Source organism: Massilia sp. DD77, assembly GCF_036961685.1.
Lineage (GTDB): Bacteria > Pseudomonadota > Gammaproteobacteria > Burkholderiales > Burkholderiaceae_D > Telluria.
On record NZ_JBAMDH010000058.1, the window covers coordinates 1 to 22,701 of the forward strand.

Annotated in this window: 22 protein-coding genes; 8 read left to right on the forward strand and 14 right to left on the reverse strand. The window is 66.9% G+C overall.

Features of this window, described 5'->3' with window-relative positions:
* The 4 genes from V7778_RS23595 to V7778_RS23610 form a co-directional block, all read right to left on the reverse strand.
* Positions 1-2,026, reverse strand: a 2,026-nt coding sequence (locus V7778_RS23595; RefSeq protein WP_335559826.1) for a PAS domain-containing sensor histidine kinase, incomplete at its 3' end; no start/stop codon positions are given.
* Positions 2,027-2,130: 104 nt separating this feature from the next.
* Positions 2,131-2,985, reverse strand: coding sequence for a helix-turn-helix domain-containing protein (locus tag V7778_RS23600; RefSeq protein WP_335559828.1), 855 nt, complete (start codon positions 2,983-2,985; stop codon positions 2,131-2,133).
* 15 nt (positions 2,986-3,000) lie between these two features.
* Positions 3,001-3,867, reverse strand: coding sequence for an alpha/beta fold hydrolase (locus V7778_RS23605; RefSeq protein WP_335559829.1), 867 nt, complete (start codon positions 3,865-3,867; stop codon positions 3,001-3,003).
* A gap of 10 nt (positions 3,868-3,877) precedes the next feature.
* Complete coding sequence (locus tag V7778_RS23610; RefSeq protein ID WP_335559831.1) at positions 3,878-4,237, reverse strand: nuclear transport factor 2 family protein; 360 nt, start codon at positions 4,235-4,237, stop codon at positions 3,878-3,880.
* Positions 4,238-4,521: 284 nt separating this feature from the next.
* Between V7778_RS23610 and V7778_RS23615 the strand changes: the two genes are divergently transcribed.
* From V7778_RS23615 to V7778_RS23645, 7 genes are all read left to right on the forward strand, one after another.
* Positions 4,522-5,400 carry a BadF/BadG/BcrA/BcrD ATPase family protein gene (locus V7778_RS23615; protein WP_335559833.1) on the forward strand — a complete coding sequence of 293 codons (879 nt, stop codon included), beginning with the start codon at positions 4,522-4,524 and terminating at the stop codon, positions 5,398-5,400.
* Positions 5,397-6,482 carry an N-acetylglucosamine-6-phosphate deacetylase gene (gene nagA / locus V7778_RS23620; RefSeq protein WP_335559835.1) on the forward strand — a complete coding sequence of 362 codons (1,086 nt, stop codon included), beginning with the start codon at positions 5,397-5,399 and terminating at the stop codon, positions 6,480-6,482. Before V7778_RS23615 ends, nagA begins: the two co-directional genes overlap by 4 nt.
* Positions 6,483-6,499: 17 nt before the next feature.
* Entirely contained in the window at positions 6,500-7,510 is a 1,011-nt protein-coding gene (locus V7778_RS23625) for an SIS domain-containing protein (protein WP_335559864.1), read from the forward strand.
* A gap of 7 nt (positions 7,511-7,517) precedes the next feature.
* On the forward strand, positions 7,518-9,011 hold the full coding sequence (locus V7778_RS23630) for a glycoside hydrolase family 3 protein (RefSeq protein WP_335559837.1): 1,494 nt from the start codon (positions 7,518-7,520) through the stop codon (positions 9,009-9,011).
* 310 nt (positions 9,012-9,321) lie between these two features.
* Positions 9,322-10,635, forward strand: a complete 1,314-nt coding sequence (locus V7778_RS23635; RefSeq protein ID WP_335559839.1) for a hypothetical protein — start codon at positions 9,322-9,324, stop codon at positions 10,633-10,635.
* A 287-nt stretch (positions 10,636-10,922) separates the two neighbouring features.
* Entirely contained in the window at positions 10,923-11,993 is a 1,071-nt protein-coding gene (locus V7778_RS23640) for a flavodoxin family protein (RefSeq protein WP_335559840.1), read from the forward strand.
* A gap of 36 nt (positions 11,994-12,029) precedes the next feature.
* The gene (locus tag V7778_RS23645; protein WP_335559842.1) at positions 12,030-12,770 is read left to right on the forward strand and encodes a GntR family transcriptional regulator; all 741 of its coding nucleotides are present in this window, start codon (positions 12,030-12,032) and stop codon (positions 12,768-12,770) included.
* 156 nt (positions 12,771-12,926) lie between these two features.
* Here V7778_RS23645 and V7778_RS23650 read toward each other — a convergent pair whose 3' ends face one another.
* From V7778_RS23650 to rpsP, 10 genes are all read right to left on the reverse strand, one after another.
* Complete coding sequence (locus V7778_RS23650; protein WP_335559844.1) at positions 12,927-13,718, reverse strand: SDR family oxidoreductase; 792 nt, start codon at positions 13,716-13,718, stop codon at positions 12,927-12,929.
* 116 nt (positions 13,719-13,834) lie between these two features.
* Positions 13,835-16,555 carry a M16 family metallopeptidase gene (locus V7778_RS23655; RefSeq protein ID WP_335559846.1) on the reverse strand — a complete coding sequence of 907 codons (2,721 nt, stop codon included), beginning with the start codon at positions 16,553-16,555 and terminating at the stop codon, positions 13,835-13,837.
* Between the two features lie 264 nt (positions 16,556-16,819).
* Entirely contained in the window at positions 16,820-17,269 is a 450-nt protein-coding gene (locus V7778_RS23660; protein WP_335559848.1) for a CBS domain-containing protein, read from the reverse strand.
* A gap of 110 nt (positions 17,270-17,379) precedes the next feature.
* Positions 17,380-17,733, reverse strand: coding sequence for a DUF3579 domain-containing protein (locus tag V7778_RS23665; protein ID WP_335559849.1), 354 nt, complete (start codon positions 17,731-17,733; stop codon positions 17,380-17,382).
* Between the two features lie 104 nt (positions 17,734-17,837).
* Entirely contained in the window at positions 17,838-18,797 is a 960-nt protein-coding gene (locus V7778_RS23670) for a CobD/CbiB family protein (protein WP_335559852.1), read from the reverse strand.
* A gap of 102 nt (positions 18,798-18,899) precedes the next feature.
* Positions 18,900-19,568, reverse strand: coding sequence for a CoA pyrophosphatase (locus tag V7778_RS23675; protein WP_335559854.1), 669 nt, complete (start codon positions 19,566-19,568; stop codon positions 18,900-18,902).
* A gap of 235 nt (positions 19,569-19,803) precedes the next feature.
* On the reverse strand, positions 19,804-20,193 hold the full coding sequence (rplS, locus tag V7778_RS23680) for a 50S ribosomal protein L19 (RefSeq protein WP_335559856.1): 390 nt from the start codon (positions 20,191-20,193) through the stop codon (positions 19,804-19,806).
* A 112-nt stretch (positions 20,194-20,305) separates the two neighbouring features.
* Positions 20,306-21,067: a tRNA (guanosine(37)-N1)-methyltransferase TrmD gene (trmD, locus tag V7778_RS23685; protein WP_335559858.1), complete on the reverse strand. Its 762-nt coding sequence runs from the start codon at positions 21,065-21,067 to the stop codon at positions 20,306-20,308.
* 29 nt (positions 21,068-21,096) lie between these two features.
* A complete protein-coding gene (rimM, locus tag V7778_RS23690; RefSeq protein WP_442920753.1) occupies positions 21,097-21,666 on the reverse strand; it encodes a ribosome maturation factor RimM in 570 nt (189 codons plus the stop codon).
* Between the two features lie 16 nt (positions 21,667-21,682).
* Complete coding sequence (gene rpsP, locus V7778_RS23695; protein WP_211521505.1) at positions 21,683-21,931, reverse strand: 30S ribosomal protein S16; 249 nt, start codon at positions 21,929-21,931, stop codon at positions 21,683-21,685.
* A gap of 249 nt (positions 21,932-22,180) precedes the next feature.
* On the opposite strand from rpsP, the gene V7778_RS23700 reads away from it, so the two are divergent.
* The gene (locus V7778_RS23700) at positions 22,181-22,594 is read left to right on the forward strand and encodes an NINE protein (RefSeq protein WP_335559862.1); all 414 of its coding nucleotides are present in this window, start codon (positions 22,181-22,183) and stop codon (positions 22,592-22,594) included.
* The last annotated feature ends 107 nt before the right edge of the window (positions 22,595-22,701 follow it).

The following is a 22,701-nucleotide window of genomic DNA, read 5'->3' on the forward strand; positions in this document are numbered from 1 at the left end:
CGCCCGGGCTGGCCGCCGTGACCTGGCCGCCATGCAGCTGCACCAGCCGGCGCACCAGCGACAGGCCGATGCCCAGGCCGCCGTTGGAGCGGTCGATGCTGCGCGCGACCTGCGAAAACATCTCGAACACCGCCGCCAGCGATTCCGGTGCGATGCCGATGCCGTTGTCCGCCACTTCCACCCGCGCCATGCCGTCCTCGTCCCACGCGCGGATCGCGATGCGTCCGCCCGCCGGCGTGTACTTGGCCGCGTTCGACAACAGGTTGCTGAGCACCTGGCTGATGCGCACCGCGTCGGCCTCGATGCTCAAGGGCGTCTCCGGCACCTCGACCCGCAGGCTGTGCCGCGCGCCCTCGATCAGCGGCTGGCTGGTCTCGACCGCCGTGCCGATCACCTCGCGCAGGTCGACCAGCTCCTTTTGCAATACCAGCTTGCCGCTCGAGACACGCGCGATGTCGAGCAGGTCGTTGATCAGGTGGACCATGTGGTTCACCTGGCGCTCCATCATGGCCTGCACGCGCGTCATGACCGCGGGACTGGCGGGGCCCATGCGCAGGATCTCGAGGCCGTTGCGCACCGGCGCCAGCGGGTTGCGCAGCTCGTGCGCCAGGGTGGCCAGGAATTCCGACTTGCGCCGGTCGGCGTCGCGCAAGGCCTCGGTCGAGCGCACCCGCTCGATGTGGGCCCAGCAGCGCTCGACCACCGCCTCGACCAGGGCCACCTCGCCCGCGGTCCAGGCGCGCGGGCGGTCCTGGTGCACCGCCATCATGGCCACCAGCCGGCCGCTTTTCACCAGCGGGCAGCAGATGATGGCCTGGATGCCGATCTGCCTGAACATCTCGGAGCCGTCGCCCGACGCGAGTTCGGCGTCGACATGGCCGATCAGGAGCGTGCGGGCTGCGCGCATGTCGGCGCGGGCGCGCGAGCCGAACAGGTCGAGCGAGTACACCCCGACGGTCGAGACCGCGCCCGGCGCGGTCCAGTCGTGGCGGATGGTGAAGCGGTCGTTGTCCGCTTCCACGTCGGCATAGGCGACGCGGGTGACGTCCATGTGCTGGCCCAGCAGGCGGGTGGCCTCGTCCATGATGGCCTTGGGGTCGGACGCGATGCGGGTGGCCTCGCCGATCGTGTCCAGCAGGCGCAGGCGTTCCTCGACCTGGCGCCGTTCGGTGATGTCGGCGCCGGTGGCCGCGATCGAGAGCAGTTCGCCGCCCTCGCCGGTGACGGGCGTGAACACGACGTCGGTCCAGCGCCGGCTGCCGTCGGCGATGAAGTAAGGCAGTTCGTGGCGCACGGTAACGCCCTGCGCGGCTTCGGCCATGGCCGCCCGCACGGTCTCCATCAGCGGCGCCGAGCGGTTCCACCATCCGCATTCCCAGAACGGCCGCCCCAGCACGTCCTCGCGCCGGTAGCCGCAGGCTCCCAGTGCCACCTGGTTCACTTCCACCACCCGGCCGTCGAGCGCCATCAGGGCCGCGTAATGGGTGCCCTGCTCGAAGAAGGTGCGGAACAGCGCATTGGCTTCCGCCGTTTCGCGCGCGGAGCAGACGCAAAAGACGCCGGCCACCGCCCCGCCCTCGTCGCGCAGCGGGGTGGCGGAGAACGAGGCGTAGACCGCCTCGGGATAGCCGTTGCGGCGCAGGACGAAGAGCTGGTTCTCGCCATGGCTGGGACGCCCCTGCAGCACTTCGTCGATCAGGGGGCCGACCTGGTGCCAGACCTCGCCCCAGACGCCGGCGAAGGGCCGGCCCAGCACCTCCTCGGCGCGGTCGGCGCGGGCGCCGAGGATGGTGCGGTAGCCGTCATTGAACAGCAGGCGCAGCTCCGGCCCCCAGGCCACGTACATGGGCTGGCTGGAACCCAGCATGATGCCGACCGCGGTGCGCAGGGGCTGGGGCCAGTGTTCGAGCGGTCCCAGCGGGGTGGCGCCCCAGTCGGCGGCGCGCAGCAGCGCGCCCATGTGGCCGCCGCCTGCGGCAAAGGACAGGAGCGGGTCGGGGGCGCTTGCGGTCGGGTGAGTCTGCATGTTCCTGTTTCGATTCCATCTATCAACGCCTGCCAGGCGCGACAGACCGCAGGAACGATAGCACTTTCACCAGAAAGGCGTTGCCGGGCTGCCCGGCAGACACGCTATTGCGCCTGGCGCTCGAACCACCGGCGGCTCGCCTCGTCCGCGGGGAAGAAGGCTTCCAGGCGCAGTTCATGCACGGTCACGTCGTGGGGCGTGCCGAGCGTGGTGATGGTCGTGAACAGCTTGAGCGCCACCTCGTCCTTGCGCAGGGTGATCGGCAGGAAAGGCAGGGCCAGGCGGTCGAGGTTGGGCTGGCTGGCCGCCTCCGCGATGCCCGGCAGCGCCAGCAGCTCGTCCAGCAGCTTGGCCGCCTCGCTGCCCGGGCCGTCGCCCATCGCTTCGCGCTGCACCCATTGCAGCTGGTCGGCGCAGACCTCCTGCCAGTTGACCAGCGCGGGCCGCAGGCCGTTGGGGTCGAGCGTCATGCGGATCACGTTGACCGAGCCGTCGCGCGGGATCGGCATGTGCGCCGGCATGCCCAGGAAAAAGCGCATCATGCGCGCCGCCGGCTCGTTGGCCATGACCAGGTTCCACAGCCGGTCGACCACCAGGGCAGGGTAAGGCGACTGCTGCTGGAGCATGAATTCCAGCGCCTGCTTGACCGCCTCCATGTCGGGATCCTGCAGGTTGCGCTCGCGGTAGGCCGGCGCGAAACCGGCCGCCAGCAGCATCGCATTGCGCTGGCGCAGCGGGATGTCCAGCACCAGCCCAAGCTTGAGGATCAGGTCCTTGCCCGGCTGCGCCCTGCCCGTCTCGAGGAAGCTCAGGTGGCGCTGCGAGATGCCGCTGTCGACCGAGAGGCGCAGCTGGCTGATGCCGCGCTTGCCGCGCCAGTAGCGCAGGGCCGCCGCAAAATCGCTGAAATACTGCGCGCTGAAGTTCCGCGCGCCGGCCGGGCTGGCGAGTGCGTCCATGCTGTCTCTCCCCTCTTATTGGTCGGCACGATTGTGGCCGATCGACTTGATGAACTCAAGCAGGTCGGCATTGACGCGCTCGCGGTGGGTGAGGAACATGCCGTGCGGCGCGTCCTCGTACAGCTTCAGGGTGGCGTCGGGCAGCAGGCGCGCGGTCGGGTGGGCGGTCAAGCCAGGGGGCGCGCTGGCGTCGCGGCCGCCCGCGATCAGGAGCACCGGCACGTCCGCCCGCGCCAAGTCGGGGCGGAAGTCCTCCTGCGCCAGCGCGCGGTTGCAGGCGCACAGCGCGTGCAGCGAGGCCCCCATGGCCATCGTTCCCAGCCAGGCCCGGGTGGTCTCGCTCGCCCCGGGCACGAAGGCCTCCATGTTCTCGTCGATCCAGCCGGCGAAGTCGCGCATCAGCTGGCGCCGCACGGCCGCGAACATCTCGCCGGGGATGCCGTCCGGGTTGCCGGGGCCCTGCGCCAGGCAAGGCGTCATCGCGCCCAGCAGGGCCGCGCCGCGTACTTTCGCGCTGCCGTGGCGACGCAGGTAGCGCACGATCTCGCCGCAGGCCATCGAATGGCCGACCAGGGTCGCGCCGGTCAGGTCGAGGGCGTCGATGACGGCCGCGATGTCGTCGGCCAGGGTGTCGAAGTCGTAACCGCGCCCCGGATCGGACGAGCGGCCGTGGCCGCGCCGATCGAAAGCGATCACGCGGTAGCCGGCCTCCAGCAGGGCCATCATCTGGACCTTCCAGGAGTCCGAAGGCAGCGACCAGCCGGCCACGAACAGCACCGGCTCGCCGGCGCCCCAGTCGCGGTAGAACAGGTCGGCGCCCGACTTGGTGCGCACGATGTTCGGGATGGCGCACAGGGCGCCGTAGGGGACGAGCGGGTTCATGGCAAGCTCCTCAGGCGACGAAATCGAGGAAGCCGGTGACGCTGGCCAGCCGCCCGTCCGAGCTCAGGGCGGCGACGTCGGAACCGCGCGCCGCCACCTTCCCCTCCGGCCCGACCAGGGTCCAGGAGAAGCGCAGCACGTCATTGTGGCCGTCGGGCGTGCCGGCCAGTTCGAAGCGGTGGCCCGGGAAGTGCTGCTGGGCGCCGGCGATCAGGGCGTCGATGCCCTCGTGGCCGGCGCCCTGCATCATGGGATCGAGGTAGCGTGCATGCGGCGCGAACAGCGCGCCCACCAGGCTGCGGCGCGCTGCGGCGTCGCGTTCGTTCCAGGCGTTCAGGTAGTGCTGGGCGATCGAATGTGCGTATTCCATGGTGTGCTCCGTTCGGTTGAGAGTGTGTCGGGTCGACGGAAACCATTCTCGGCAAACCCGCTCGCGGCGGCGATTACCTCCCAGGTAATCGGGTGATTCCGGGCCGCTCATCAATACCAGTTGCAGTACCAATTATTTCATTTGCAAAATCAATGACTTATGCGCATAATCTGTGGCTATCGGCGTAGATCTGCAAAGGAAATTTGCATACCAGTTAAATACCTGTTGACTTCCCCGCAGGCCCTGCCTATAGTGCGCTCACCTCCCCGGCTCTCTTGACAACCATGATCGACTATCTCATCGGCGTCGATGGCGGCGGCACCGGCACGCGCGTGCGCCTGGCCCGCGCCGACGGCACCGAACTCGCCCAGGGCGCCAGCGGCCCGTCCGGCCTGCGCCACGGCATCGCGAATGCCTGGAACGCGGTCAATGCAGCCGCCGCGCAAGCCTTCGCCGCGCTCGGCATTTCCAGCATCCCCATGGGGTCCTGCGCCATCGGCCTGGGCCTGGCGGGGGTGCACAACAAGGAATGGGCGGCCGCGTTCAGCGCCGCCAATCCCGGCTATGCCGCCTTCATCCTCGACACCGACGGCTATTCGACCCTGATGGGCGCCCACCAGGGCCGCCCCGGCGCCATCGTGGCGATCGGCACCGGCAGCGTGGGCGAGGCCCTGCGCGCCGACGGCCAGCGCATCGAAGTGGGCGGCTGGGGCTTCCCGGCCGGGGACGAAGCCAGCGGCGCCTGGATGGGCCTGCGGGCCCTGAACCACATCGAACAAGTCATGGACGGCCGCGTACAGGGCGGCGAATTCGCCCGGGACCTGATCGCGGCCTGCGGCGGCCAGCGCGACGCGGTCCAGGTCTGGCTCGGCAAGGCCACCCAGACCGACTACGCCGGCCTGGCGCGCTTCGTGGTGGCCCACGGTCCCACCGACCCGGTGGCGCTCTCCATCCTGGAACACGCGGGCCGCGAAGTGGCCAGCATCGCGCGCGCCCTCGACCCCACCGGCACCCTGCCGCTGTCGCTGTGCGGCGGCCTGGGGGAACCCCTGCGCACGTATTTGCCGGCCGAGACGCTGGCGCGCTGCAGCCCGCCGCATGGCGACTCCGCCGCCGGCGCGCTGCGCATGATCGAACTGCACCTGAAGGAAACGCAAGCATGAAGGGCAACATCCTGACACCGGAAGGCTGGGTCCACGGCGAGCTGCGTCACGGCGTGCTGATCGACGCCATCGAGGGCAGCCCCGCCGACCCGGACGGCAATGGCGACGACTACATCCTGCCCGGCTTCATCGACGTGCACGTGCACGGCGGCGCCGGGCGCGACATGATGGAAGGCGGCGACGCCCCCCACGTGATCGCGGCCATGCATGCGAAGTACGGCACCACCAGCCTGCTGGCCACCACCATGACCGCGCCGCTGGAAGACATCCGCCTGGCCCTGGACGCGATCGGCGCCGCCTGCCGCGCGCGCGGCAAGAAGGAGGCGCGCATCCTGGGCGTGCACCTGGAAGGCCCGTATATCAACGCCGGCAAGCTGGGCGCCCAGCCGCCGTATGCGCGCGAAGCGACCCTCGACGAAGTGAAGAGCTTCGACGACCAGGCGCCGATGCGGCTGATCACCGTCGCGCCCGAGATCGACGGCCACATGGAGCTGGTGCGCCAGCTCGCCAACGCCGGCATCCGCGTCCAGATCGGCCACACCAACGGCGGCTACGAGGTCGGCGTGCAGGCGCTGGAACACGGCGCGGCCGGATTCACCCATTTGTTCAACGCCATGCCCGGCCTGCACCACCGCGACCCCGGCATGGTGGGCGCCGCGCTGGCGCACGGCGAGTACGCCGAGATCATCCCCGACCTGCTGCACGTGCATCCGGGCGCGATCAAGACCGCGCTGCGCTGCATCCCCAAGCTGTTCTGCGTGACCGACTCCACCGCCGCCGCCGGCATGCCGGACGGCGAATACATGCTGGGCCGCCAGGTGGTCCACAAGTGCATGGGCGGCGTGCGCCTGGCCGACGGCACCCTGGCCGGCAGCACCCTGACCATGGACCAGGCGCTGCGCAACCTGGTCAAGATCGGCCTGCCGCTCGCCGACGCCAGCCGGCGCGTCTCCACCAATGCCGCCGACTACCTCGGCGAAACCCGGCGCGGCCGCATCGCGCCCGGCTGCCACGCCGACTTCGTGGTGCTCGACCGCGAACTGAACATCAAAGCCGTCTATATCGAAGGAGAAGCCCTGTGACGTCACCCACCTCGCTCATGCTCCAGGAAGCGCTGTCCGCCAGCGAATGCGTGGCCCTGCAGCTGTCGCAGGACCAGGACCGCTATGCGGAACTGGGCCGCACCCTGCGCTCGACCAGCTTCCACAGCGCCGTGACGGTCGCCCGCGGCAGCTCGGACCACGCCTCCAGCTACCTGGCCTACCTGATCATGGCGCGCATGGGCCGCCTGGTGACTTCGCTGCCGATGTCGCTGATCACGCTGTATAAATCGCCCCTCATCACGCGCGATACCCTGGCGGTGTCGATCTCGCAGTCGGGCCAGAGCCCGGACGTGGTCGAGCCGATCCGCTACTTCCGCGACGGCGGCGCCACCACCGTCGCCCTGGTCAACGACGCCGCTTCCCCACTGGCGCAGGCGGCCGAGTGGGCCATGCCTCTCCATGCGGGCAAGGAGCAGAGCGTGGCCGCGACCAAGAGCTTCATCACCAGCCTGGTGGCCGGCGCCCGCCTGGTGGCCGAATGGCAGGACGATCCCGAACTGAAGGCCGGCATCGCCGCCCTGCCCGAGTCGCTGGCCCAGGCCGCCAAGGCCGACTGGTCGCCCGCGCTCGAGGTGCTGGCCCCGGCCCGCAACATCATGGTGGTGGGCCGCGGCATCAGCTTCCCCATCGCGCTCGAATCGGCCCTGAAATTCAAGGAGACCTCGGCCCTGCAGGCGGAGGCCTTCTCCGGCGCCGAGATCAAGCACGGTCCGATGGCCCTGATCGAGGAAGGCTATCCGCTGCTGATCTTCGCCACCCGCGGCCCGGCCCAGGCCGGCCTGGTGGCCCTGGCGGACGAGATGCGCGGACGCGGTGCGCGCGTGCTGCTGGCCGCGCCCGGGGACGTCGCCAGCCGCGACCTGACCCTGCCGACGGCGGCCATCCCCGACCTCGACCCGATCGCGGCGATCCAGGCCTTCTATGTGATGGCGGCCCATTTGTCGAAGGCGCGCGGCCTCGACCCGGACCGTCCCCGCCACCTGAGCAAGGTCACCAAGACCAACTGACACGACGATGAGCGACTACCTCGACCTGGCCGGCCAGCTGATGATGGTGCGGCTGTTCGGCACCGAACTCGACGCCGATACCGATGCCTTCCTGCGCGCCCACAAGGTGCGCGGCGCCTGCCTGTTCCGCCAGAACATGCTCGACGCGCCCCAGCTGACCCGCTTCACCGGCGCGCTGCGCGACGCCATGGGGCCGGAAGCCCTGGTCGCCCTCGACCAGGAAGGCGGCGCCGTGGTGCGCTCGACCTGGGTCCCGGCCCCGCCCTCGGCCATGGCCCTGGGCGCGGCCGGCGATCCGCAGCTGGCGCGCGAAGTCGGTGCGGCCGTGGCGCGCGCGGTGCGCGCCCTCGGCTTCAACTGGAATTTCGCGCCGGTGCTGGACCTGAACAACAATCCGCACAATCCGGTGATCGCCGAGCGCTCCTTCGGGGCCGATCCGGAAGCCGCCGCGCGCATCGCTTTGGCCTGGATGGAAGGCAGCGAAAGCGAAGGCGTGGCCTGCTGCGTCAAGCACTTCCCCGGCCACGGCGACACCCATGTCGACTCGCACCGCGACCTGCCGACCGTGGACAAGCCCTTGGCGGAACTGGAGCGCTTCGAGTTCGCGCCGTTCCGCATCGCCGCGCGGGGAGCAAACCCGGCTCCGGCAATGATGACGGCCCACATCGTCTACCCCGCGCTGGACCCGGTGAACCCTGCCACGATGTCGCACGCGATCCTGACCGGCATCCTGCGCGAGCAGTTCGGCTACCAGGGCGTGATCATCACCGACGGCATGGACATGCACGCCATCGCCCACCGCTACAGCGCCGGCCAGGCCGCCGTCAACGCGCTGGTGGCGGGCGCCGACATGGTGATGGCGATCGGCTCGCGCGAGACCCAGCTCGAAACCGTGCACGCGATCGCCCAGGCGATCCGCGACGGCGTGCTGCCACTGCCGGAAGTCGAGGCCCGCCTGGCGCGCCTGTCCAGACTGGCGCAGGCGCATCCGGCCGGCACGGTGGGCTACGCCACCGAACACGACGACCGCGCCCTGATGGCGCGCGCCTGGCGCGCCGGCCTCACCGCCCTCGGCCATCCCAAGCGCCCCGACAAGGGCAGCAAGCTGCGCCTGGTGGCGCGCCAGGACGTGGTCAGCGACGGCGTGTCGGAAGCCGGCGTGCCGGCCGCGCAGATCGCCGCCGCGCTCGGCCGCCTGTACGAGGTGGAACTGGTGACCTTCGCCGACGCCGAAGCCTTCGACTGGAGCGCCCTGCCCCAGGACGGCCGCTTCACCGTGCTGGCCTCGACCTCGCGCCGCCGCTACGGGCCGCACGCGCGTGCGAGCTGGCGGCCGGACCTGCATATTGCGCTTTGGAATCCCTACCAGGCGCTCGACTTCGATGCGCCGGCCCTGATGACCTATGGCTTCGCGCCGCCCGCCGTGGAAGCGGTCGTGGCCTGGCTGGCCGGCGAGGCCGAGGCGCGGGGACGTTGTCCGGTACCGGGCTTCGAGGGCTGAGCGGCCCCGGCGTTGCTGATGAAATAAGGAAAGAGGCGCCTGCGGGCGCCTCTTTTTCATTGGCCGATCAACCAATCCGGCCCCTCGGGCGTTAGTGGAGGGTTGCGCTGCTGCGTCCGCATGACATTGGAGGTAACGCTATGTAACCGCACGGGTGCGCAGGCCCCGTGTCGGGCACAATTGCCGAGCCTGAAAATGGCAGTTTATGGGACAATGCACGCTTTGTCCGAGATTGGCATTTTCGCTATATTGGCGAAAGCGCATGTCGCTCATTTGTCGCTCATTTTTTGTCTTGATTGAAGGATACTCCATGTCCCAATTCCGTCTTGCCCGCCTCTGCCTGATGCTGGCCGCCGTTGGCCTGTCGACTTCGGCCGTGATGACCAGCGCCCACGCCCAGCAAAAGACCGATGCGCCGGCCCCGGCCGCCGTGCCTGCGGACACCGTCCGCCCCGAGCTGTTCAAGCTGCTCGATCCGGCCGCGATCAAGCCGCTGATGGACGCGAAGAACTACACCGAAGTGCAGAGCCGCATCACCCAGGCCGAAGCGGTCCAGAACCGCACGCCCTACGAGGACTATGTGGTCAACCGCATGAAGATCTCGCTCGCTTCGGCCACCAACAACAATGCGATGCTGCTGCCTGCCCTGGAAGCCGTGGTCAACTCGAACCGCCTGAAGGGCGAAGAGCAGGCCAATTTCATCCAGGCCATCGGCAACACCCATTACAACGCCAAGGACTGGGCGAAAGCGACCGAGTGGTTCAAGCGCTATCAGAAGGAAAGCAGCACCCCGGAAAAAGTGCGCCCGGCCCTGGCCCGTTCGTACTACTTCGCCGGTGACTACGCCGCGGCCAAGAACGAACTGGCGCCGATGATCGCCGACATGGAAAAAACCGGCAAGGCGCCGACCGAGGAAGACCTGCGCCTGCTGGCCTCGGCCTCGAACAAGATCAAGGACGACGCCGGCTACCTGGCGGGCCTGGAGAAGCTGGTCATCCACTACCCGAGCGACGACTTCTGGACCGACCTGCTGAACCGCGGCGTGGCGCGCCAGAAGGGCTTCGACGCCCAGACCAACATGGTCAACGTGTACCGCCTGGAGTTCGCCGCCGTCAAGCAGATGGCGCCGGAAGAGTACGTCGACCTGGCGGAGCTGTCGCTGCGCGACGGTTTCCCGACCGAAGCCAAGAAGGTGATGGACGCCGGCTACGCCGCGGGCGTGCTGGGCAAGGGTTCGAACGCCAAGAGCCACGGCGCCCTGCGCGACCGGGCCAACAAGGGCGCGGCCGACGACGCCAAGAACATCGCTTCCGGCGAAGCCTCGGCCGCCAAGGCCAAGACCGGCGCCGGCCTGGTCAACCTGGGCTGGGCCTACGCCACCATGGACCAGGGCGACAAGGGTGTCGGCTTCATCCAGCAGGGTATCGCCAAGGGCGGCCTGAAGAACCCGGAAGAAGCCAAGCTGCGCCTGGGCATGGCGCAGGCGCGCGCGGGCAAGACCGCCGACGCGGTCAAGACCTTCGAGAGCGTCAAGGGCGGCGGCGGCGCGGGCGACCTGGCCAAGTACTGGATCGTGCTGCTGAACCAGAAGCAAGGCGGCGCGGCGCGTACTGCGGCGCAGTAAAGCTGCTCGCCAGCTGTCAGGAAGCCGGGCTTGATGCCCGGCTTTTTTGCTTTTGGGGCTGGCGGCGAACTTGGGTCCCCGCCTTCGCGGGGATGACGTCGATAAGCATTGTTGAGCAGCTGCCGGTTCGGCTTCGGATAGGTACTTGAAAACGTCATCCCCGCGAAGGCGGGGACCCAAGTTTGCGCGCGCGCCACTCCCCTCTTTTTACCCAACAAGGTGCGCCCCCGAACATAGCCCCCGGCGAGCCCGGCGGATAATCCCCCCGTTCACCCCGGAGGGCCGTCATGACTACCGTACGCAAGGGCCAGGCGCCCGCCAAATTGGGCCGCGACGAATTCCACCTGCGCTTTCGCCGCGCCTTCCAGGACCCCGCCTACGACGCGCTCGACGCGGAACTGAAGGCCATCGAAGACGTCGCCTGGGACGCCTACACCCATGGCCGCAAGGCCCCGCGCACCGTCAAGGCGGGCCCCGGCTTCGCCGATCCCGACTACGATCTCTCGGTCGAATGGAAGGAGACGCGCGACCGCCTGCTGGCCGCCGAGGTGCGCCAGAAGGACCCGGGCACCAGGAACCGCGTCCTGCTCATCAACGGCTCCGCGCGCAACGACGGCACCTGCCCGGGCGAGATCTCGAAATCCTGGCGCATGAGCATCCTCGCGCGCGACGTCCTGCTGGAACAGGGCTTCGAGACCGACCTGCTCGACCTCAGCCTGCTCAGCTCCGACTACGACCGCCACATCCACCCCTGCAAGGGCTGCGTCTCGACCGCCATGCCGCTCTGCCACTGGCCCTGCAGCTGCTACCCGAACCACGCCGAGCGCCAGGTCAACGACTGGATGAACGAGATCTACGAGCGCTGGGTGCTGGCGCACGGCGTCATCATCGTGACGCCGGTCTACTGGTACCAGGCCCCGGCCGTGCTCAAGCTGATGATCGACCGCCTGGTCTGCGCCGACGGCGGCAACCCCGACCCCACTGCGACCCACGGCAAGGATGCCGGAAAGGCCAAGGACATCGAGCACGCCGGCTGGGATTATCCCAAGCACCTGGCCGGCCGCGCCTTCGGCCTGGTGGTGCACGGCGACGTGGCCGGCATCGAGAGCACGCGCCGTTCGCTGTCCGACTGGCTCAACTGGATGGGACTGGTGGATGCGGGCAGCTTCGGCCAGCTCGACCGCTACGTGGGCTACTACGAATCGTACGCCGGCAGCCACGAACACCTCGACCGCGACACCGCGGTGCAGGAAGAGGTGCGCAACGTGGCGCGCGCCGTGGCCGACGCGGTGCGCGAGGTACGCGCCGGGAGGGTGCAGGTGGTCTGCCATGGCCTGAAGGATCCGCGGCCAAAATAGACTTGCACTCGCTTCTTGGCTTGGTACTATGCGCGGATGACTCCCCTCGCCCAACTGATGTACAACATCGCCGGAACCGCCAAGCTGCCGCTCTACCAGCAGCTCCAGCGCGCGCTGCGCCAGGCGATCGACGACGGCACGCTCGGCCCGGCGGCGGCGCTGCCTGCCGAGCGCCAGCTGGCGGCCGAGCTGGGGATCTCGCGCATCACCGTGCGCAAGGCCATCGACGGATTGGTGGAGGAAGGCCTGCTGGTGCGCCGCGCGGGCTCGGGCAACTTCATCAACACCCGCATCGAGAAGAACTTCGCCAAGCTCACCTCGTTTTCCGAGGACATGCGGGCGCGCGGGCGGGCGCCGCGCAGCGTCTGGCTCAAGCGTTCGGAAGGGCTCGTGACGCCCGAGGAAGCCCTGCGCCTGCGGCTGTCGCCGGGGACGCCCGTGTACCGCTTCAATCGCATCCGCTTTGCCGACGAGATACCGATGTGCCTGGAGTACGCGACCATCGCGGCCTTCGCCCTGCCCTCGCTCGATGTGGTGGAAGAGTCGATGTACGAGGCGCTGGAGGCGGCGGGCAACCGTCCGGTGCGGGCCTTGCAGCGGCTGACGGCGCTGCTGCTGGGGACGGAACAGGCGCGCCTGCTGCAGGCCAGCCAGGGGGATGCCGGGTTATGCGTCGAGCGGCTGGGCTTCCTGAGGGATGGACGGGCGGTGGAGCTGTGCAGGTCTTACTTCAGGGGGGATATGTATGATTTTGTGGCGGAGTTGAATGCGGGGTAGTGCGAGCGAACTTGGGTCCCCGCCTTCGCGGGGAGTCATTGCCTCCGGTGGAGGGAATGACGTTCCTACGTACGTGTCCGAAATTGCGATCGCGGCATCCACGCTACTTAAAACAACGTCATCCCCGCGGAGGCGGGGACCGAAGTTCAACGCACCTCAAACCGCCGTCAGGCCCCCATCCACCACCAGCTCGTGTCCGTTCACATACGAAGCCTGGTCCGAACACAGCCACAGCGCCGCATGCGCGATTTCCGCCGCTTCCGCGTAGCGCCCCAGTGGCTGCGCCGCCTTCAGCTTCTTCTCGAAGGCCGGATCGCGCTCGATCGCGCGCGCCAGCATCGGCGTATTGACCGCCGCCGGGCACAGCGCGTTCACGCGGATGCCCTCGCGCGCATACTCCGCCGCGGCGCTCTTGGTGAAGCCGACCACCGCGTGCTTGGAGGCGCCATAGATCGCGCGGCTGGGCGAACCCACCAGCCCTGACACCGAGGCCATGTTGACGATCGACCCGCCGCCCTGCTTGAGCATCTGGCGCAGCTGGTACTTCATGCACAGCCACACGCCCTTGACGTTGACGCCCATGATGCGGTCGAACTGCTCGTCATCGGCCTCGGCCAGCGGCTGGCGCTCTTCGTCCACCGCCGCGTTATTGACCGCGTAGTCCAGGCGGCCGTAATAATTGATGGTCTTCTCGACCAGCGCCTCGACCTCGTGCGCGCGGGTGACGTTGCTCTGTACGAACAAGGCCTTGCCGCCGGATTCGACGATCATGGCTGCGGTCGCGTGGCCGCCTTCGATCGAGGTGTCGGCGACCACGACGCTGGCCCCGGCCCGGCCGAAACCCAGCGCGATCGCCCGCCCGATCCCGCTTGCCGCACCGGTAACGAGAACGACCTTGCCGGAGAAAGCGATGCCCGCCTCCGGCTGCTGCTTGCTGATGCCCTTCATGATGCTCCCAGGATGAAACTGCGCAAATGATGCTGCCGCAAGGCAACATTTTAACGCATGCGCGATTTCCCTGTCACAAATGACCACGCTTTGCGTGGTCATTTGTGGTGAAGCAACTACTTCCCTTTGGCTTTCGCCTGGTCGCCCGCGATGAACACCGATAGCCTGGCCGGGTCGATCGCCTTGCGGAAGGCCGCGTTCAGCTGGGGCACGGTGACCGCCATCAGTTTCTGCTCGAGCTGTTCCGACCATTCGAAGGTGCGGCCGCGGTAGACCAGGCCGGTCCAGCCGGCCGCCAGCACGCCGTCGTTCGAGCGGTTCTGCAGGCGCTGCTGCATCAGGCCCGACTTGGCGCCGGCCAGCTCGGCGGCGGTGAAGCCTTCCTTGACCGCGCGCGCCAGCTCCTCGCGCACCGCGGCATCGAGCCTGGCCAGGTTCTGCGGCGCGGCGATGGCGCTGATCGAGAAGCCGCCGGCGCGGTCCAGGTCCCCCGCCTCCAGTTCCGAGCCGCCACCGTAGGACAAGCCGTCCTTCTGGCGGATACGGTCCATCAGGCGCGATTTCAGGCCGCCTTCGCCAAAGATGTAGTTGGCCAGCAGCAGCGCCGGATAGTCCGGATCGTCGACCTGCAGGTCCAGGTTCAGGCGCGCCAGGTAGAAGCCGTTTTCCTTGTCCGGCGTATCCAGGATGCGCGTCACCGGCGCCACCTCGGCATGGCGGTTCAGGACCGGCGCCACATGGGCCGGGGCGCGCCAGGTGCCGAACAGCGCGTTCACCAGGGGCGTGATTTCCTTCGGATCGAAGTCGCCGACGATCGCCATCTCGGCGGGGTGGGTGCCGTAAAACTCGCGGTGGAAGGCCTTGACGTCGGCCAGGCGGGTGGACTTGATCTCCTCGATGTCTTCCTCGAGCGTGTTGCGGTAGCGGATGTCGCCGCGCTTGTACTGCTCGAAATGCTTGAACATCTCGCGCGCCGCCACGCTTTGCGGTTCGTTGCGGCCGGCTTCCACGCCCACCAGCCACTGCTGGCGCAGCTGGTCGAATTCGGCCTCGGGGAAGCCGGGCTCCTTCAGTACATGGGCAGCCAGCTTCAGGGCTTCCGGCAGGTGCTCGCGGGTGGTCTGGAAGTGATTCGGGCTACCCGTCATCTTCAGCTTGTCGAAGGCGTCGGCCAGTTCGGCGCGGCTGTAGCGCGTGGTGCCGCGCATCAGCATCGCCGAGGTGAAGCCGCGCACCATGCCCTTGCCGAACAGGTTCTTCTCGTCGCCGAAGTGCTGGCGCAGGTCGACCGTCACGGTCTCGCCGCGGTTCTTCTTCGGCAGCAGCGCCAGCTTGACGCCGCCCGCCGTGGTGAGCGTGGTGCGCTTCATGATGTTGCGCTGGCTCGGGTCGAAGTCTTCCGACACCAGGTTCGAGGCTTCCGGCTTGAAGTCCTTCAGCACCGCCTGGACCGGCGGCGCCTCGGGCACCGCGGCGCGCTGCGGCGCGTCTTCCGGCACGAAGGTGCCGCTGACGCGGTTGCTGCGCATGAAGTAGCGTCCCGCGCTGGCCGCCACCTGGGCCGCCTCGACCTTGCGGATGCGCTCGCGGCTCAGGAAATACAGGCGCCAGTCGCCCAGCGCGATCACCTCGGACAGCGCCACGCCGACCGCCTGCGGGTCGTTCAGGCTACGCTCGATGGTGTTCAGGTAGTTGCGGCGCACGCGCTCCATCTCCTCCGCGCTGGGCGGATGCTGGGCGAATTCCTCGACCGCCCGGGTCAGGGCCTCGCGCACCGGCTCGACCGGCTCGCCCTTCTTCACCACCGCGCCGAAGAACTGCAGGCCGGGCGCGTAGCCGGTCGCGCCGAAGCTGAACACCTGGCTGGCCTTGCCGGTTTCCACCAGCAGCTTGTGCAGGCGGCCGTTGGGCACGTCGCCCATGATTTCGTTGGCGAAGCCGAGGGAATCGCTGTCCGGATGCAGGTCGGACGGGATCTTGTAGCCGACGGCGACGATCTGGACGTCGCCCTGGCGCCGCACCGCGAAGCTGCGCTCGCCGTCCTGGGTCGGCTCGACGGTCCAGAACTGGGGCAGCGTGCGCTTTGGCTTGGGGATCGCGCCGAACAGGCGGTTGATGTTGGCCAGGGTGCTGTCCGCATCGAACTTGCCGGCCACCAGCAGCACCGCGTTGTCGGGCTGGTAGTAGGTTTTATAGAAGGCGCGCAGGTTGGCGATCTTGACGTTCTCGATGTCGCTGCGGTTGCCGATGGTCGAGCGGCCGTAGGAATGCCAGTCGTAGGCCACGCTCTGCATGCGCTTGAACAGCACGCCGCCCGGCGAGTTCTCGCCGCTCTCGTACTCGTTGCGCACCACGGTCATCTCGGAGGCCAGGTCCTTCTCGGCGACGAAGGAATTGACCATGCGGTCGGCCTCCATCTGCAGCGCCCAGTCCAGGTTGGCCTTCGAGGCCTGGAACACCTCGTAGTAGTTGGTGCGGTCGAGCGAGGTGGTGCCGTTGAACTGCATGCCGCGGTCGGCGAACTGCTTGGTGATGTCGCGGTTGTTCTTGGCGCCCTTGAACAGCAGGTGCTCGAGCAGGTGGGCCATGCCGGTCTCGCCGTAGTTCTCGTGGCGCGAACCGACCAGGTAGGTCATGTTCACGGTGATCGTCGGACGCGAAGCGTCCGGGAACAGCAGCACCTTCAAGCCGTTGGCCAGGCGATACTCGGTAATGCCCTCGACCGAGGGGCCGAGGCTCACGCCTTTGGGCAGCGGCGCCGCCAGGACCGCGCCGCTCATCACCAGGGCGGCGGCGCCAACCCATACCTGCACGGCGGCGCCGCGCTTGAAACTCATCCAATCCATACCATCCCTTTATCGAAAACAGGCGGGCGCGGCGGCTTGTGCAGCGGCCTGGCTACCGGCCCGCGACCCAAAAACGTCATTCGCGCCACTGGCGCGAATGACGTTTTGAAGCTAACGGCGAAGGCGAGCCTCTCCGCGCGATGTCTGCGAGAGCAGCAGCGACGAAGAGCCCGCCAGTTCCGAAGATGGTAACAGAGCGATGCGCGGGCCTGACACTGGTAGATTTGCTAATTAAGCCTGGCCTAATCAGCAGGCCTAATGCCGCGCGCGCCGCTCCTGGGCCTGCTGCCAGGAACTGATGCGCGACAGCTCGCCCATTTCCTCGGCCAGGAATTCGAGCAGGTCGTCGGCGCTGACGATGCCGCTCAGCCTGCCGGCGGCGTCGACCACCGGCACGCGCCGGATGCCGCGCAGACGCATGCGCTCGATGAGTTCGTAGACGTCCTCGGATTCGCTGGCCGTCAGCAGGTCGTCGCTCATGATGTCGCCGGCCAGGATGCTGGCCGGGTCGAGCCCGGGCGCGATGACGGACACGACGATGTCGCGGTCGGTCAGGATCCCGACCGGCACGCTGCTGTCGCCTTCGGCGTCGACGACGACCAGGTCGCCGACATGGTGCTGGCGCATCAGGAGCGCCGCGCCCTGCACCGATTCGTCGCGGGCGCAGATGATGGTTTGATTCGTGCAGAGTTCGCCGATGTGCATGATGCCCTCCTCGCTTTCGCGCGCCGCCGCCGGCCTGGGCACGCAGGCCAAAACAAAACTGGCGCTGTGACTTTCATCATAGCGCCAGTTAGGCAGATGGGAATGGCGATTCAGGCGGCGCCGGGTTTCTTTTCGCCCGGCAGCGGGACATAGCAGGCGTCGACGACCTGCAAATCATTGTCCTTAGCGAAATTGAGCACGAAGTGATAGGCCATCGGCTCGACCTTCTGCAGCTGGTGGTTCACCACCACGGCCTTGGTGCCGTTCACCACCGTCGGGTGGACATAAGGGGAAAATTTCAGGTGGGCGTCCCGGCCGGTAGAGCCCGGGCAAAAGCAGGCCATGACCCCGCACAGGCGTTCCGCCCAGTCGCTCGGGCGAAATTGCCTGCCTTTGTTCGTGATGCCCAGGATAAAAAACTCGCCGGCGAGTTCCTTGTCCGTGGTGTGCGATGACTCGGCCATAGTGCTGCTTGCTCAAACAGAAAGTACTGCGTGGATGAGAATAACCTCAGCTCACTATTATATCTTATAGAAGACTTGGGCACGAGGGCTCGCACACGTTCCGTTCAGCCGAGCCACACCACGCTTGAGGTCAGGAGCAGGAGGATCATCCATAATATCAGGGCGCGCCACACCAGGCCTACCGTGCTTTGGAGGGCCCTGACATTCGGCTCTTCGCCCGGCAACACATCGGTCTCGGCGTCCGTCAGGTCCACCGTGGCGGCGTCGGCCGGCAGCAGCTGGGGCGCGTTCTCGTTCGGCGTGCCCAGGCGCACGCCCATGGCGCCGCCGCCGGCGGCCAGGATGATGCCCTTGGCTTCGTCGGCCCAGCGGTTCGCGAAGTTGCGCCAGGCATAGATGGCGTCCTCGAAGTTTCCCACCACGGCGAAGGCGATCGCGGTCAGGCGCACCGGGATCCAGTCGATCCAGTAGAAGGCCTTGGCCGCGAACTGGCCGAAGGCTTCGTTGCGCATGTGGTCGGGCTCGTTCCAGGCGCGGGACAGGTATTCTGAGACGCGGTACATGACGGCGCCGGCCGGGCCGAGCGGCATCAGGAACCAGAAGAACACGCCGAACACGTTGCGGTGGGTGGTGATCAGGGCGTTCTCGACCGCCACGCGGGTGATCTCGGTGCTGTCCATGCCCACCGTGTCCAGGTGGGTCCATTCCGCCAGCAAGCTGCGCGCGGTGGCCTCGTCGCCCGTGTTCAGGGCCAGCTGGATGCTGGTGAAGTAATGGCTGTAGTGGCGGAAACCCAGGGTCAGGTAGACGATCAGGACGTTCCAGGCGAAGGCCAGGAACACCAGGTTATAGCGCATGAAGAACCACCAGACCAGCCAGGTCGGCACCATCAGGGCCGCCATCATCAGGATCCAGCCCATGCGGCCATTGCGCTGCTCGCCCGCGTTGAACCATTTCTCGATGCGCATGGCGAAGCCCTTGATGCCACCGTAGACCTGGTTATCCGCGCGCAGCGGTTTCAGCTGCTCGATCAGCAGCGCGCACAGGATGGAAAAGAATGTCATGCAGGAACCCTTTTTTGTTATAGCAATACAACTGCCCGCTACGATAGCGGAGAAGGCCGCTGGAATCAAATCAGGTTCTGTAAGAATCTTTTACCTGCTCCGCTACGCGCGCAGATAGTGGAACAGGTTGCGCAGCATGGCCGCGGTCGCGCCCCAGATAAAGTATTGCTCGTATGGCATCGCATAGAAGTTCCGGCGGCCGGCCGTCTGCGGCAGCTCGAGGCTGCGGCGCTGGTGGTTCAGGCCGTCCATCAGGAAGGCGAGCGGCACTTCGAAGACCTCGGCCACCTCGTTCGGGTCGGCGCTGACGGCGAAGGGCGGCTCGACCAGGGCCACCACCGGGGTGACGCGGTAGGCGCTGATCGTGGTGTGGTCGGGCAGCACGCCGATGATCTCCACATGGCGGCGGTGCAGGCCGATCTCTTCTTCCGCCTCGCGCAGCGCGGTCTCGATGGGCGAGGAATCGAGCTCCTCCGCCCCGCCGCCGGGGAAGCTGATCTGGCCGGCGTGGCTGGACAGGTGGTCGGTGCGGCGCGTGAACAGTACCGTGACGCCTTGCGGACGCATCACGAGCGGCACCAGCACGGCGGCGCGGCGCAGGGTCTGGCCGCGCACCGCCAGGGCCTCTTCCGAGAACTCCGGGTCCCAGGGCAGGGTTTGCACGAAGCGGGCGCGCAGGGCCTCGGGCCTCAGGCGCTCAGGGGGTACCGGCGACTCGCCGGCGAGACCGGCGACGGGCATCTGGGTGGGATCGAAGACGAGCTTGACCAAAATCGAAATCCTTTAGCTTACGCCGGCATCACGCAGGGTGGACGGGTTTCCCGTCCACGCGCCGATCGTTACCGGCGCCGATGTCGTGCCGGATGATCTTGCTGCAAACTATCACCACGTGGACGGCAGAGCCGGCTGCGCGCCCCGGTCCACCCTACGGGTTGGCAACTTTACATGGGCCGCCGAAAAAGAAAAAGGCATCCTTGCGGATGCCTTTTTCAGAACACAGACGCTATTACTCAGCAGCAGCAGCGGTGTTGGCTGCTTTACGCTGCGGCAGCTTTTCCTTGATACGTGCCGACTTGCCCGAACGCTCACGCAGGTAGTACAGCTTGGCGCGGCGCACGTCACCACGACGCTTCACTTCGATCGAAGCGATCAGCGGCGAGTACAGCTGGAAGGTACGTTCCACGCCTTCGCCCGACGAGATCTTGCGAACGATGAAGTTCGAGTTCAGGCCGCGGTTACGACGCGAGATCACGACGCCTTCGTATGCCTGGGCGCGCTTGCGGTTGCCTTCGACGACGTTGACGCTGACGACAACGGTGTCGCCTGGTGCGAAATCAGGGATGTTGCGGCCGAGGCGCGCAATTTCTTCTTGCTCGAGTTGCTGAATCAGATTCATTTTTGTTGACTCCAAAAACCATCTTGCTGGCGCTGTTCTGCTTTGCCCAGTAGAGGATGGGGTTGAACGGTAGGCAACATGCCCACCGTTACATGCACACAAAGATGCATTCTTACCCGGCAGGTTTGACCAAACCCGCCAGAAACTGTTCATCGGCCTTCGTCAGCCGGCCGGCGGCGCGCGCCTGGTCCAGCAATTCGGGCCGTTTCTTCGCGGTCGCCTCCAGCATGCGCTGGCGGCGCCACTTCATGATCTCGGCGTGGTTGCCGCCCATCAGGACGGGGGGCACCGGTTCGCCTTCGTACACTTCGGGCCGCGTGTAATGCGGCGAGTCCAGCAGGCCGTTGACGAAGCTGTCTTCGACCGCCGAGGCATCGTCGCCCAGCACGCCGGGGATCAGCCGCACCACCGCATCCATCAGGGCCATCGCCGGCAGCTCGCCGCCCGACAGCACGAAGTCGCCGAGGGAAATCTCCTCGTCGACGCAGCGGTCCAGCAGGCGCTGGTCCACCGCTTCGTAGCGGCCGCACAGGATGACGAGCCCGGGCTCTTCCTTCAGCGCCATCGCGCGTTCGTGGGTCAAGGGCTTGCCTTGCGGCGACATGAACACCACGCGCGGCGCCGGCAGGCCCAGGTCGACCTGCCTTTGCTTGGCCGCATTGATCGCGGCTTCGAGCGGTTTCGCCAGCATCACCATGCCGGGGCCGCCGCCATAGGGGCGGTCATCCACGGTGCGGTGGCGGTCCTGCGTGAAATCGCGTGGATTCCAGATCTGCAGGGCCCAGCGTTGTTGCTCGAAGGCGCGCCGGGTGACTCCCGACTGCGTCAATGCGGCGAACATCTCTGGGAACAAGCTCACGACGTCAAACTGCATCGGATCTCGCTCCGTACGGACCGGGAGGATTAATAATCCAGGCCCCAGTCCAGGGTAATCAGCTTGCGCTCGAGGTCGACGGTCTTGACGAACTGGTCCACGAACGGCACGAGGCGATCCTGTACTTTCGCAGCAGGATCACCTTGTTCGGCCGCAGCAAGGGCTGCCGGCGTGATGCGCAAAATGGATTGCGCGCCGTTGTGCATCATGTCGGCCACCTTGCCCAGGGCTTCGCCCTGCAGGTTGACCACATCCAGGCCGATCAGATCGGTCCAGTAGTATTCGTCTTCTTCGAGTGCAGGAAAATCCTTGCGCGACACCTGAATCGTCGCGCCCTTGAGCGCTTCGGCTTCATCGCGGTCGCGCAGGCCGACCAGGGTGGCAACGACGTCGCCACTGTGGAACTTCGCGGTCCGTACATCGACGGCACGCAGGGTCGGCTTGTCGATCCACCAGGTTTTGACGTTCAGCAGCGCATCCGCGTCCACCGAGTGCGGGGTAATGCGGATTCCGCCTACCAGCCCGTACGCGCCGGACACATAGCCGACCTGGATCAGGTCGTCGGGGACTTGCACCCCGGGTGCTGCCGAATCGGTCAAACCTGTCAAACCTTACTTAGGCAGCCGGGGTCTGCTGAGCGACCAGGCGAGCGACGGTCGGCGACAGTTGTGCGCCAACGCCTTGCCAGTGAGCCAGACGGTCAGCGGCGATACGCAGGCCGACTTCGGCGCCCGATGCCATCGGGTTGTAGAAACCGATACGCTCGATGAAACGACCATCGCGACGATTGCGCGAGTCGGTTGCAACGATGTTGAAGAACGGACGCTTTTTAGCGCCACCACGAGCCAAACGAATAACGACCATAATAATTCCGAAAAAGTGAGCTGGACGGAGAAAGTCGACGATTATAGCGCGCGACGGCTCCCAGCAGCAAGTGTTAACGACAACCCGGCGCGCAGTCCCGGCCGAATCAAACATTATCGCCTATTTTTCACCACACCGCCACCAAGCCGGCCGCTCCTCTTCCCTCTTCCGCCGAAAGCGTGCCATTTTGGCCAATATGGACGATACTCTTGGCTTTACTGAACGATTGGCAACTTTTTGCTACCGAATATGGCTGTCGCACACAAGAACAAGACCTTCGCCGTCCTGCTGGCCCTGCTGCTGGGCAGCCTCGGCGCCCACCGCTTCTACCTGAAGGGCGCCACCGATCGCCTGGGACTGCTGCACCTGTGCAGCCTGTTCGCCACCGGCATCCTGTATGGGGCGGTGAAGCCGCATCCCTTCTACGTGATCCTGCCCTTGCTGGTATCGCTGATCGCGGCCTGCATCGAGGCGCTGGTACTGGGGCTGACGCCGGACGAGAAATGGGATGCGGGGTACAACGCGGGCAGCGGCAGGTCGTCGCGCTCGAACTGGCTGCTGCCGCTCATGCTGGTGCTGGTGATGACCGTGGGAGCGATCGTGCTGATCGGGACGATTGCGAGGTTGTTTGATCTTTTGTATACGGGTGGGGCGTACGGCTGACGGTCTGCATGCGGAACTTGGGTCCCCGCCTGCGCGGGGATGACGTGCAAACGTAGCGGACTACGGCCTTCTTCTCCAGTTGGCAGTAGAACGTCATCCCCGCGGAG